We start from the raw sequence: 12,685 nt of genomic DNA, 5'->3' as shown, positions 1-12,685 counted from the left end.
TGAACCCTGGGGGATGATCCCGGAAAGAGAAGACTCCGGAGCCTACAGTTCGCGCAGCTGGGCGGCGATCTGGATGGCCTCGACGCTGGCCTCCGCCTTGTTGCGGGTCTCCTGCCATTCGTTGGCGGGCACGGAGTCGAGCACCAGTCCGGCGCCGGCCTGCACGCTCGCCTCATGGTCGCGCAGGAACGCGGTGCGGATGGCGATCGCCATGTCCATGTTGCCGGAGAAGTCGAAGTAGCCGACGGTGCCGCCGTAGATGCCGCGGTCGGCGGGCTCCAGCTCGTCGATGATCTCGATGGCGCGCGGCTTCGGCGCTCCGGACAGCGTGCCCGCGGGGAACGCCGACATGAACACGTCGAACGCGGTCATGTCCGGATTGACCTCGCCGGTGACGGTCGAGCAGATGTGCATGATGTGGCTGAACCGCTTGATGTCCATGAGGGACACCACTTCGACGGTCTCCGGCCTGCACACCTTGCTCAGGTCGTTGCGCGACAGGTCGACGAGCATGATGTGCTCGCTGCGCTCCTTCGGATCGGCGAGCAGCTCCTTGGCGAGGCGCGCGTCCTCCTCAGGGGTCTTGCCGCGCGGACGGGAGCCGGCGATCGGGAAGGTGAGCGCATGGCCGTCGTCCACCTTGATGAGCGTCTCCGGGCTGGAGCCGATCACGTTGAAGTCGCGGCCCTCGGCGTCGGTCAACGCCATGAAGTACATGTACGGGCTCGGGTTGAGCGTGCGCAGCACGCGGTAGACGTCGAACGGGTCGGCGGGCGAGTCGATGTCGAGACGCTGGGAGATGACCGTCTGGAACACGTCGCCGTCGATGATGTGCTGCCGGGTGGCCTCCACCGCCTTCTCGTACACCTCCTTGGGGGTGCGGAACCGCAGTTCGGGCTGCCTGACGGAGGTGTCGAGCGCGCTGACGCGGGCCTCCCCCGGCGTGGGCGTGGCCGCGTTCTCCTGCATGCGGTCGAGGCGCCTGACGGCCTGGTCGTAGGCGATGTCGGCGCGGGTGGGCTTGTCGTCCACGTTCACCGCGTTGGCGATGAGCCACACCGAACCGGACACGTGGTCGACGACGGCGATGTCGGTGGCGAGGGCGAGCACCATCTCCGGCTGGCCGGTCTCGTTCGGCGCGGTGGCGCGCAGCGTCGGCTCCCAGTGGCGGATCGCGTCCCAGCCGACGGTGCCGACCAGACCGGACGTGAGATTCGGCAGTCCCTCGACGCGCGGCGCCTTGAGCGTCTTCAGCGTGGCGTGCGCGACCTCGACCACGTCGCCGTGCGTGGGGACTCCGGCGGGCACAGTGCCCAACCAGTCGGCGTTGCCGTCCTTGTCGGCGCGCAGCTGCGCCATCGAGTTCACGCCGATGAAGCTGTATCGGCTCCAGGAGCCGCCGTATTCGGCGGATTCAAGGATGAACGTACCGGTGCGGCCGCCGGCGAGGCGCTCGTAGAAGCCGACCGGAGTGAGCGAGTCGGCGAGCAGACGGCGCACGATCGGAATCACACGGTAGCCTTCGCCCGCCAGTTCGAGGAACTGTTCGCGGGTCGGCCACGTGCCGCCCCAGTTGAGATGTTCGACGCTGCACTCGGTCATGCCCGTGCCTCCGTTTCCGTATCGTCCGCGTGCCCTTCGCGCTCGGAAGCGCCGGAGACGTCGGCCTGTTCCGGCGTGCGGTGGCCGACGACCACCGGCAGCGGCCCTCCTTCGAGGAAGCAGCTGCGCTTGCCGGTGTGGCAGGCGGCACCCACCTGGTCGACCTCGACGAGCAGCGCGTCGCCGTCGCAGTCCAGGGACACGCCCTTCACGTACTGCACGTGGCCCGACGTGTCGCCCTTGCGCCAGTATTCCTGACGGGAGCGTGACCAGAAGGTCACGCGGCCGGTGGTGAGCGTGCGTCGGAGCGCCTCGTCGTTCATGTAGCCGACCATAAGCACTTCACGCGTGTCGTATTGCTGGACGACCGCCGCCACGAGACCCTTCGCGTCGCGCTTGAGCCGCGCGGCGATGCGGGGGTCGAGTTCGGTCGCATTGTCGTAGATGGTGTCCGTCATTGCAGTCTTTCCGTCGATTCCGTATGTCCGTATGTGTCCGACGCCGTATGCCCGCGCGCGTCTCAGCGCACCGTGTAGCCGTGGCGTTTGAGCTCCGCCTTCACGTCGGCGATGGTCATGAGCCCGAAGTGGAAGACCGATGCGGCGAGCACCGCATTCGCCCCTGCCTCGATGGCGGGAGGGAAGTCCTCGACCTTGCCGGCGCCGCCGGAGGCGATGATCGGGATCTTGACCTCCTTGCGCACGGCGCGGATCATCTCCAGGTCGAAACCCTCTTTCGTGCCGTCGGCATCCATCGAGTTGAGGAGAATCTCGCCGGCTCCCAGCTCCTCGGCGCGCTTCACCCACCAGATCGCGTCGATGCCGGTGGATTTGCGGCCGCCCATCGTCGTGACCTCGAAACCGGATTGCGTGTGCTGCTCGCCCTTCTCGCGGCGCGCGTCGACGGACAGGACCAGCACCTGGTTGCCGAAGCGTCCGGCGACGCGGCTGATGAGCGTCGGATCGTTGATGGCCGCCGTGTTGACGCCCACCTTGTCGGCGCCGCAACGCAGCAGCGAATCCACGTCCTCCGGGGTGCGCACGCCGCCGCCCACGGTCATGGGGATGAACACCTGCTCGGCGGTGCGCGACACGACGTCGATCATCGTGTTGCGGTGCGAGCTGGAGGCGGTCACGTCGAGGAAGGTGAGCTCGTCGGCGCCCTGCCGGTAGTATTCGGCGGCGAGCTCCACCGGGTCGCCGGCGTCCTTCAGATTCTCGAAATGCACGCCTTTGACCACTCGTCCGGCATCGACGTCCAGGCACGGGATGACTCGAACCGCCAGCGACATAACTCCACTCCCCTGTTCGCAAGGTTTTCTTCTGTACGACACCCCAGACTACCGGCCGCGCGCCGTACGGGCGGCCGGCGTCTCACTTCGCGCGCTCGAACGCCTCCCGGGTCTTGGCGGCGAGCTGCCCGCAGGCGCCGTCGATGTCCTGGCCGCGGGTGTCGCGCAGGGTGGCGGTGATGCCCGCGTCGTGCAGGATCTCGAGGAACCGCGCCTCGTCCTCCGGCTTGGAGGCGGTCCAGCGGGACCCTTCGATCGGGTTGAGCGGGATCGGGTTCACATGCGCCCAGTCGTCGCCGTAATGGTTGAGCCGCTTGGCGAGCAGACGCGCGTGCTCGGCCTGGTCGTTGATGCCGCGCATCAGCGCGTATTCGATGCTGACGCGGCGCTTGGAGGCCAGCCAGTAGTCGTGCGCGGCGTCGAGCACCTGCGTGGTGTCGAAACGCTTGTTCATCGGCACGAGCTCGTCGCGCAGCTCGTCGCTCGGCGCATGCAGGGAGACGGCGAGGCGCACCGGGATGCCTTCGGCGGCGAGCTTCCTGATGCCGGGCACGACGCCCACCGTGGAGACGGTGATGTTGCGCGCGGAGATGCCGAAGCCCTCGGGCGGCATGGCGGAGATCTGGCGCACGGCGGACAGGACGGAACGGTAGTTGCCCATCGGTTCGCCCATGCCCATGAACACGATGTTGCTCAGACGTCCGGGGCCGCCGGAGACCTCGCCGTCGCGCATCATGCGCGCGGCGACGCGCACCTGTTCGAGGATCTCCCCCGCGGACATGTTGCGGGTGAGGCCGAGCTTGCCGGTGGCGCAGAACGGGCATCCCATGCCGCAGCCGACCTGCGAGGAGATGCACAGCGTGGTGCGCGTCGGATAGCGCATGAGCACCGATTCGATGTGGGAGCCGTCGAACAGGCGCCACAGCGTCTTGATCGTGGTGCCGTTGTCCGCCACCTGACGGGTGACCTCGTGGATGAGTTCGGGGAAGAACGCGGCCGCCGCCTCGTCGCGTTTGGCGGCCGGGAAGTCGGTGAATTCGGCGGCGTTCACGTCGAAGCGCCCATAGTAGTGGTTGGCGAGCTGCTTGACGCGGAACTTCGGCATGCCGAGCTCTTTCGCGGTCTCGACGCGCTGTTCGGGCGTCATGTCGGCGAAATGCAGCGGCGGCTTGCCGCGGCGTGCGTGGTCCTTGGACAGCACGTCGCGGAACGCGCCGGTGGTGCCTCCCGGCGTGATGCCGGTCTCGGGGGCGTCCCCGTCGGCAATGATGTTCTGGTCGGTCATGGTCGGCTTCCTTTCGTCACGTTTCGTCGTGTGTCGTCATTCGTCGTCCGTCGCGGTTCACCCGCGAAAATGCGGAACGGGCCGGACAATCGTCACGACTGTCCGGCCCGGGAATCGTCCGGTTCCTCACCGGCCTCGGTCATCGGCATCACCGCGTCATCGCCGTCACAGACCGGTGAACCACAGGAGGATGCAGGTGAACGGCGCCGCCATGAGGATGGAGTCGACGCGGTCCATCACGCCGCCGTGGCCTTTGAGCAGATGGCCCATGTCCTTGATGCCGAGGTCGCGCTTGATCATCGAGGCACACAGGTCGCCGAACGTGCCGGTCACGCCGACGAGCACGCCTTCGAGCACGGGCACCCACCACATGGCGGCCCACACATCCGACGTGTACGTGCAGAACATGACGGCGAACGCGCCGGCCATGGCGAACAGCACCGATCCGGCGAGACCCTCCCAGCTCTTCTTCGGGGAGATGCGCGGGGAGAGCTTGTGCTTGCCGAGCCACGCGCCGGCGAACAGGCCGCCGGTGTCGGACAGGGCCGGCAGGAACACGAGCATGATCGCGTGGGCGACCGGATGCCCGTGGAAGGTCAGCGGCATGACGATGCACGCGGCGAGCACGGGGATGTACAGCACGGTGAGCACCGACACGGACACGTGGCTCAGCCGGGAGTGGTGCTGTTCGCCGCCCTCGTGGTTGAACGAGGATTCGAGGCGCGCGCCCGCCTCCGTGTTGGAGAGCTTGTCCGCCACGGCGAGCGACAGGCGGTTGCCGAAGCTCAGCTTGGCGGTCGCCGTCATGGAGACGAGCATGATCGACGCCATCGCGCACAACGCCATCGCGACGACGTGCAACGGCGCGTAGTAGGTGGCGAACAGGGTCGCCGCCGAGCAGACGCACAGCATGACGAACGGGATGTGCAGGCCGACGGTCGCGAAGTCGACGCGCAGCTCCCACAGGGCGAGAATCATGAACACGACGATCAACGCCACGAACAGGTCGATGCTGAGCAGCATCGCGGCGAGGATGACGGCGATCAGGACGACGGCGGTTCCTACCGCCTGAGGCATGTTCCGGCCGGTCTTCTTGTTGATCTCGTCGAGTGCGACTTCGGCCTCTTCGTGGAGTTGTTCGTTGCGTTCCATAACGGCGTACGGAGGCTCAGACCTCCATGATCTCCTTCTGCTTGGTCTCCAGCAGGGTGTCGATCTCGTCGGTGACGGACTTGGTGACCTTGTCGAGGTCCTTGAGGAGACGATCGCCCTCGTCCTCGCCCATGTCGCCGTCCTTGACGGACTTGTCGATGCCTTCCTTGGTCTTGCGGCGGATGTTGCGCACCGCGACCTTGCCGTCCTCGGCCTTCGCCTTGGCGAGCTTGACGTACTCCTTGCGGCGTTCCTCGGTGAGTTCCGGCATCGTGATGCGGATCACGTTGCCGTCGCGGTTCGGGCTGACGCCGAGGTCGGAGTTGCGGATCGCCTTCTCGACGGCGCCCGCCTGGGAGGCGTCGAACGGGGTGACGGAAAGGGTGCGCGGCTCCGGCACGCCGATGGAGGCGACGGCCTTGATCGGCGTGGGGGCGCCGTAGTAATCGACCACGATGCCGTTGAGGAGGGCCGGGTTGGCGCGGCCGGTGCGGATGCCCGCGAAGTTCTCCTTGGTGTTCTCGACGGTCTTGGCCATCTGCTCCTTGGCCTGATCGATGACGTTTGCCATGTTGTGCTCCTTGCTGTTCGTCTGCGAACGGTTCGTTTACGGTTGTGTCCCTACCGATTGTAGGGTCTCGAAGCGGATTCGGCCTATTCCGCCACGCGCGATTCCGCGGTGGACACGAGCGTGCCGATCTCCTCGCCGAGCAGGGCGCGGGTCACGTTGCCCGGCTCCTCGAGGCCGAAGACGCGGATGCGCTTCTTGTTGTCGCGGGCCATGGACAGCGCGGAGGCGTCCATGACGGCGAGGTTGTCGACCAGGGCGCGGTTGTAGCTCAGCGTCTCGAAGCGCTTGGCGTCGGCGTTCCTGCGCGGGTCGGCGGTGTAGACGCCGTCGACGCCGTTCTTGCCCATGAGGACCTCGTCGCAGTGGATCTCCAGCGAACGCTGGATGGAGACGGTGTCGGTGGAGAAGTACGGCATGCCGGCGCCGGCGCCGAAGATGACCACGCGGCCCTTCTCCAGATGACGGATGGCCTTGAGCGGGATGTACGGCTCGGCGACCTGGCCCATGGTGATGGCGGTCTGCACGCGGGTGGCCTGCCCCTCCTGCTCGAGGAAGTCCTGGAGGGCGAGGCAGTTCATCACGGTGCCGAGCATGCCCATGTAGTCGCCGCGGGAACGGTCGATGCCGGCCTGCTGCAGTTCGGCGCCGCGGAAGAAGTTGCCGCCGCCCGTCACGATGGCGACCTGCACGCCCTGCCGGACCGCGGGGACGATCTCCTCGGCGATGCGGCGGATCACCTTGGTGTCGATGCCGACCCTGCCGCCGCCGAACGCCTCGCCCGACAGCTTGAGCAGCACCCTGCGCGGCTTGTCCTTCGCCTCGTTGCCAGTCATACTGTTACACCCTTTCGTCCTCGGATGCCCGGCATGGCGAGACCCCGCCTGTTGCCGCGCTTCCACGAAAATTACCATCTGACAGGTTATCCGCCGTTCACGACAGCACTCAAGCCGGCGGCGGCGCGCATGCCGGCTGGGATCAGGCCTTGTTCCCGCCCAGCCGTTCCGCGAGCCAGTTGAGCACGGAACCGGCGACGACGAGCAGCGCGCCGCACCAGAACGGCAGCGTCAGCGACAGGCCGAGGATGACCGCGCTGGCGGCCACGGACAGCACGGGGGTCGCATACGAGGCGACGGCGAGCGTCTTGAGGCTCCCGTGCAGGATGCCGTACCCCCAGAACGCGTATCCGCCGGCGATGACCGCCGCGGATGCGACGACGGCGGCCCAGGCGAGTGGTCCGGGGACCGCGTCGGGCATTCCTTCGCCGGAGGTGAGATGGATGATCCACAATACGACCGCCACACCGGGGAAGAACACCGATGTGCCGTCCAGACCGTCGGACATGGCGGGGGTGATCACCGCGTAGAGGGACCATGCGAACGCGCCGAGGAAGGCGAGCAGGTACGGCAGCGGATCGGAGGCGACGTGGCCGAGGGCCGCGCCGACGTCCAGCCCGCTGTTGCCGCCCACGGCAAGCGCGACGCCCATGGTGGCGACGACGGCGCCCGGGATCGCCCGCCATACGGCGCCCTTGCGCCGCGGCCTGCCGATGGCGGCGGCGAGCAGCACCATCAGCGTGGGCCACAGGTAGTTGACGAGGCTCACCTCGACGGATTGCTCGGCGGTGGATGCCAGACCGATGGACAGGGAGATGGAGGATTCGTAGAACACGAAGAGCGCTCCCCCGACCATCAGATACCTCTTCGGGTAGCGCGCGAGCGGCGCGGGACGGTGGAAGACGAGCAGCAGGGCGACGCCGGCCGTGTAGATGAGCGCCGATCCGAGCGTCGCGCCGAACGATTCGGCGACGACGCGCACCAATGCGGTCATGAGGCTCCACACCACGATGGCGAGCAGTCCCACGGCGGTGGCTCGCGTCGCGGGCACATATCCGAGGCGTTTCTCGTCGGCGTCCATGATCGGTCTTCCCCTTCGTTCCTTCTTGTTCTCTTGCCCCGTCGGTTCCGCGGGTTTTCCTGGAATATGATGGCGGCCGCGCACCACGGGGATGCGCGGCCGCCATCATTCAGCGTGTCGCATGGCCGTCAGCCGGCCTTGGAGGCCGATCCGACGGGATACGGGAGAGTGCCTCAGGCCTCCTCGCCCTTGCCGACCTCGACGCGGGCGAAGGCCACGGCCTTGCCGCCGACCTCGTCGAAGAGCTTGCCGACGGTCTTGGACGGATCCTTGACGAACGGCTGCTCGAGGAGGACGACCTCCTTGAAGAAGGCGTTGAGACGGCCCTCGACGATCTTCGGGACGATCTTCTCCGGCTTGCCCTCGGCGAGGGACTTCTCGGTGGCGACGCGACGCTCGGACTCGACCACGTCGGCCGGGACGTCCTCGCGGGTCAGCCACTTGGCGCCCATCGCGGAGATCTGCAGCGCGGCCTCGTGCGCGACGGCGGCGCCGGCCTTGTCGGTGGCGATCATCGCGACGATGCTCGGCGGCATCTCGGCGGACTTCTTGTGGGCGTAGATCTCGACGTGCTCGCCGGAGATCTTCGCGAACTGGCCGACCTTGACGTGCTCGCCGAACAGGGCGGCGGCCTCCTCGATGGCCTCCTTGACGGTCTCGTCGCCAGCCTTGGCGGCCAGCAGCTCGTCGGCGTTGCTCGCGTCGGCGGCCACGGCGTAGCCGAGGATCGTGTCGGCGAACTCGACGAACTTCGGGGTCTTGGCCACGAAGTCGGTCTCGGAGTTCAGCTCGACGGCGTAGCCGGTCTGGCCCTCGGCGCCTTCGACGACCTTGGAGGCGATGGTGCCTTCCTGGGCCTTGCGGCCTTCGCGCTTGCCGGCCGCGGCGATGCCCTTGGCGCGGATGATCTCCTTGGCGCGGGCGACGTCGCCCTCGGCCTCGGTCAGGGCCTTCTTGACGTCGAGCATGCCGGCGCCGGTGTCCTCACGAACCTGCTTGATCAGAGCGGCGGTAATAGCTGCCATGAAATTGTTCTCCTTGGGATAAAACTCGATTACATTCCCCTACGACAGGAGGTGCAATCATTGTTGCACCTCCCATCCTAGCGGTAGGCGAACCTCAGCGGTTCACGCTTGGCGAATCCTTAAGCGGGGATTCACTCGGCCTTGGCTTCGCCCTCGGCGGCCGGGGCGGCGGTGGCGTCCTGGTTCTCCAGAAGCTCCTTCTCCCAAGCGGCCATCGGCTGCTCGGAGGCGCCCTCCTCCTTGGCGGCCTTGCCGGAACGCTCCAGCAGACCGTCGGCGACGGCGTCGGCCATGAGGCTGGTCAGCAGCTCGATGCCGCGGATGGCGTCGTCGTTGGCCGGAATCGGGTAGTCGACGGACTCCGGGTCGGTGTTGGTGTCGACGATGGCGACGACCGGGATGCCCAGCTTGTGGGCCTCCTCGACGGCCAGCGCCTCCTTGTTGATGTCGACGACGAACATCGCGGACGGGGTGCGGCCCATGTTGCGGATGCCGCCGAGCTGCTTCTCCAGCTTGTCCTTCTCGCGCTCGAGGAGCAGCAGCTCCTTCTTGGTCAGACCGGAGCCGTGCACGTCGGAGAAGTCCATCTCCTCGAGCTCCTTGAGGCGGTTGACGCGCTTGGAGACGGTCTGGAAGTTGGTCAGCATGCCGCCGAGCCAGCGCTCGGAGACGTACGGCATGTTCACGCGGGTGGCCTGGGCGGAGATGGCCTCCTGGGCCTGCTTCTTGGTGCCGACGAAGAGCACGGTGCCGTTGTGGGCGACGGTGGTCTTGATGAAGTCGTACGCCTTGTCGATCATCTCGAGCGACTTGAACAGGTTGATGATGTGGATGCCGTTGCGCTGGGTGAGGATGAACTGCTTCATCTTCGGGTTCCAGCGGCGGGTCTGGTGGCCGAAGTGCAGGCCGGCCTTCAGCATTTCGCTCATCGTGATCTGAGCCATGGTGATGCTACCTTTCTTGTCGGTTATTGCCTGGTCATGCGCACCTGCGTGCAGTCCTTCCCGTGGTCCACGGGCTCGGACCGACCGACACAGGCCGTCGCGGGCATGACGCGAATTCTTCGCACGCCGGTTGACGATATTGGGTGGTCCGGAGCGGCTGCGACTCCGCTCCTCGCCGGTTGGCGCACAAGGCGGCAGAATAGCACACCACATGGAAAAGGGAACCGTCGGCGCTGCCGAACCGCTTCATCGGCCGATGGTCCCCTTGTCTTCCGCGGTGTTCCCCGCGGTCGTCCGCCCGTTGCGGGCCAGACGTCACTTCTGGTGTTCGCGCATGTACTTCAGCGCCGCGCGGCGCTCCTCCTTCTCCAGACGGTCGAGGTAGACGTGGCCGTCGAGGTGGTCGGTCTCGTGCTGAAGCATGCGGCCCATGAGCCCGGTCCCCTCCAGCACGATCTCCTTGCCGTCGAGGTCGATGCCGCGCACGCGCGCGTAGTCAGCGCGGCGCGTCTTGTACCACAGTCCGGGCACGGACAGGCATCCCTCGTCGCCGTACTGTTCGCCGCGGGTCTCCTCAAGCACCGGGTTGAGGATGTAGCCGATTTTCCCGTCGATGTTGTAGGAGAAGGCCCTGAGGCTCACGCCGATCTGGTTGGCGGACAGGCCGGCGCGCCCCGGATCGTCGACGGTCTCGAGCAGGTCGTCGACCAGCCGGCGCACGGCGGGCGTGATCTCGCGGATCTCGTCGCAGGGGGTGCGCAGCACGGGGTCGGGGACGATGCGGATCTCACGGATGGCCAAGGCTAGTTCTCCTCGTTGTCGGTGGTTTCGGTGGTGTCGCGGCCGTCGGCACGGTCGGCGGGGGAAGCGGCGTCGTCGTTCCCGTCCGCGCCTTCCGGCTGGCGCTTGATCTTCTCGGACACGGTAGCAAGCGAATCAGACACGTTCTCCTTGGCCTGCTCGTAGGCGGAGCGCAGGCTCTTGGGGTTGACGGTCTCGGACGCCTGCTTGACGGTCTCGGCGGTGCGCTTGACCGATTCGGTGGTCTTGTCGAGGATGCGCACGGTGGCTGGCAGCGGCTTGCCGGGGTTGCGGGGCGTGTAGATCTCATGCTCGATCACGTCCTCGTAGCGCTTGAGCACCTTCGGGCGCACGACCTTCATGCTCGGCGTCAGCGTACCCTTCTCCTGGCTGAACTCCTCGTCGAGGATCGCGAACTTGCGCACCGATTCGGCGCGCGAGACGTTCGCATTGGCCTTGTCGACGTACTGCTGGACGAACGCGCGCACCGCGTCGTTCGTCGCGATCTCGGACATCGGCGCGTCCTGGTCGAGTCCCTGGGAGGCGAGCCAGGAACGGGTCATCTCCGGGTCGAGTTCGATGAGCGCGGAGATGAACGGCTTGCCGTCGCCGACGACGACCGCGTGGTCGACAATCGGGCAGGTGGCGATGGTCTCCTCCATGGGAGCTGGGCTCACGTTCTTGCCGCCGGCAGTGATGATGATGTCCTTCTTGCGGCCGGTGATGAAGACGAAGCCGTCGTCGTCGATCGTGCCGAGGTCGCCGGTGCGGATCCATCCGTCGGCGGTCTTCGTCTCGGCGGTGAGCTCGGGCTGCTTATAGTAGCCGAGGAACACGTTCGGGCCGGTGAGCAGCAGTTCGTCGCCCTCGCCCTGGCGTACGCCCATGCCGGGGCCAGGCTTGCCGACGGAGCCGACCTTGTTGGCGTCCTGCCAGTTGACGAGCATCGGGGCCGCGGTCTCGGTCATGCCGTAGCCCTGGATGAACGTGATGCCGTCCATGCCGTTGAAGAAGTGCGCGAGGTCCGGGTTGAGCGGGGCGCCGCCGCACGCCAGCCACGCGAGGTTGGGGCCGAGGGCGGAACGCACCGACTTGCCCACCGTGCCCATGTAGAACGAGTGCTGGATGCGGGCGATTGGCGAATGGGCCTTGCCCGCCTGCGTGTCCTTCGACCACTGGACGAAATGCCGGTAGGCGGCGGCGAACACGCGGCCGGCGATGCCGTTGCCGGCCTTCTGCGAGGCCGCGTTGTACACCTTCTCGAACACGCGGGGCACGCCGAGCAGGTAGGTGGGCTTGAACGAGCGCAGGTCGGCGAGCAGGTGCTTGGCCCCGGGGATGTAGCCGACGACGCCGTGGCCGCCGATGGCCACGTACTGGATGTAGCGGGCGAAGCAGTGCGCCAGCGGGAGGAACAGCAGCAGGCGGTTCGGGTTGTAGAGCATGTCCTCGAGGATGATGTAGCCGTTCTTCACGATGTGCGTGAAGTTGCGGTTGGACAGCATCGCGCCCTTCGGCTTGCCGGTGGAGCCGGACGTGTAGACGATGGTCGTCATGTCGTCGGCCTTGACGCGCGCGATGGCCGCGTCGAGCTCCTCGTCGGCGACGTTCGCCCCGAAGTCGGCGACCGCGTCGAGGCCGTTCGCCTTGAAGTTGAACACGTATTCGAGGCTCTTGACCTCGTCGCGTACCTGTTCGAGGGTCTGCGCGTGCGCCTGGTCGCCGGCGAAGGCGATGAGCGGCGCGGTGTCCTCGATGATCGAGGCGGCCTGGCGTTCCGAGTCGGTCTCGTAGATCGGCACGCTGACCGCGCCGATGGCCGCGCAGGCGAAGTCCGTCACGCCCCACTCGTAGCAGGTGGCCGAGTAGATGGCGACCATGGTGCCGGGACGCACGCCCAGTCCGAGCAGGCCCTTCGCCACGGCGCGCACGCGTTCCAGCATCTCGGACGCCGTCACCGAATGCCAGCGTCGGTCGTCGTCCTGGTATTCGGCGATCTCGTCATCGGGTGCGCTTTCGGCGCGGGCGGCGAGCAGCGAGAAGATCGTGTCGTCGTCGTTGGTCACATACTCGGGGTCGGAAATATACTCACGCAACATG

12 protein-coding genes are annotated in these 12,685 nt (G+C 66.9%); all 12 read right to left on the bottom strand.

Going from position 1 to position 12,685, the window contains the following annotated elements; translation table 11 throughout:
- Positions 1-42: 42 nt before the first annotated feature.
- Complete coding sequence (trpE, locus tag BSTEL_RS05525; RefSeq protein WP_034528143.1) at positions 43-1,602, bottom strand: anthranilate synthase component I; 1,560 nt, start codon at positions 1,600-1,602, stop codon at positions 43-45.
- Positions 1,599-2,060, bottom strand: coding sequence for a phosphoribosyl-AMP cyclohydrolase (gene hisI, locus BSTEL_RS05520; protein ID WP_051922870.1), 462 nt, complete (start codon positions 2,058-2,060; stop codon positions 1,599-1,601). Before hisI ends, trpE begins: the two co-directional genes overlap by 4 nt.
- A 62-nt stretch (positions 2,061-2,122) precedes the next feature.
- Complete coding sequence (gene hisF, locus BSTEL_RS05515; RefSeq protein ID WP_034528141.1) at positions 2,123-2,893, bottom strand: imidazole glycerol phosphate synthase subunit HisF; 771 nt, start codon at positions 2,891-2,893, stop codon at positions 2,123-2,125.
- 82 nt (positions 2,894-2,975) lie between these two features.
- A complete protein-coding gene (gene rlmN, locus BSTEL_RS05510) occupies positions 2,976-4,178 on the bottom strand; it encodes a dual-specificity RNA methyltransferase RlmN (protein ID WP_034528139.1) in 1,203 nt (400 codons plus the stop codon).
- Between the two features lie 165 nt (positions 4,179-4,343).
- Positions 4,344-5,330, bottom strand: coding sequence for a phosphatidate cytidylyltransferase (locus BSTEL_RS05505; RefSeq protein WP_034528136.1), 987 nt, complete (start codon positions 5,328-5,330; stop codon positions 4,344-4,346).
- Between the two features lie 16 nt (positions 5,331-5,346).
- Positions 5,347-5,901 (bottom strand): ribosome recycling factor, encoded by a 555-nt coding sequence (gene frr / locus BSTEL_RS05500; RefSeq protein ID WP_034528134.1) that lies wholly within the window; start codon positions 5,899-5,901, stop codon positions 5,347-5,349.
- A gap of 83 nt (positions 5,902-5,984) precedes the next feature.
- Positions 5,985-6,734 (bottom strand): UMP kinase, encoded by a 750-nt coding sequence (gene pyrH / locus BSTEL_RS05495; protein WP_034528122.1) that lies wholly within the window; start codon positions 6,732-6,734, stop codon positions 5,985-5,987.
- A 142-nt stretch (positions 6,735-6,876) separates the two neighbouring features.
- Complete coding sequence (gene yddG / locus BSTEL_RS05490) at positions 6,877-7,815, bottom strand: aromatic amino acid DMT transporter YddG (RefSeq protein ID WP_051922869.1); 939 nt, start codon at positions 7,813-7,815, stop codon at positions 6,877-6,879.
- A 173-nt stretch (positions 7,816-7,988) separates the two neighbouring features.
- Positions 7,989-8,840 carry a translation elongation factor Ts gene (gene tsf / locus BSTEL_RS05485; protein ID WP_034528118.1) on the bottom strand — a complete coding sequence of 284 codons (852 nt, stop codon included), beginning with the start codon at positions 8,838-8,840 and terminating at the stop codon, positions 7,989-7,991.
- 131 nt (positions 8,841-8,971) lie between these two features.
- Positions 8,972-9,784, bottom strand: coding sequence for a 30S ribosomal protein S2 (rpsB, locus tag BSTEL_RS05480; RefSeq protein ID WP_034528116.1), 813 nt, complete (start codon positions 9,782-9,784; stop codon positions 8,972-8,974).
- A 315-nt stretch (positions 9,785-10,099) separates the two neighbouring features.
- Positions 10,100-10,585 carry a peptide deformylase gene (gene def, locus BSTEL_RS05475; protein WP_034528113.1) on the bottom strand — a complete coding sequence of 162 codons (486 nt, stop codon included), beginning with the start codon at positions 10,583-10,585 and terminating at the stop codon, positions 10,100-10,102.
- 2 nt (positions 10,586-10,587) lie between these two features.
- On the bottom strand, positions 10,588-12,684 hold the full coding sequence (locus BSTEL_RS05470; protein ID WP_034528111.1) for an AMP-dependent synthetase/ligase: 2,097 nt from the start codon (positions 12,682-12,684) through the stop codon (positions 10,588-10,590).
- Position 12,685 lies beyond the last annotated feature (1 nt).

The sequence above is a fragment of the Bifidobacterium stellenboschense genome, from assembly GCF_000741785.1.
GTDB lineage: Bacteria > Actinomycetota > Actinomycetes > Actinomycetales > Bifidobacteriaceae > Bifidobacterium > Bifidobacterium stellenboschense.
Note: the sequence above shows the minus strand (reverse complement) of the source record. Positions and strands in the feature narration are given on the sequence as shown.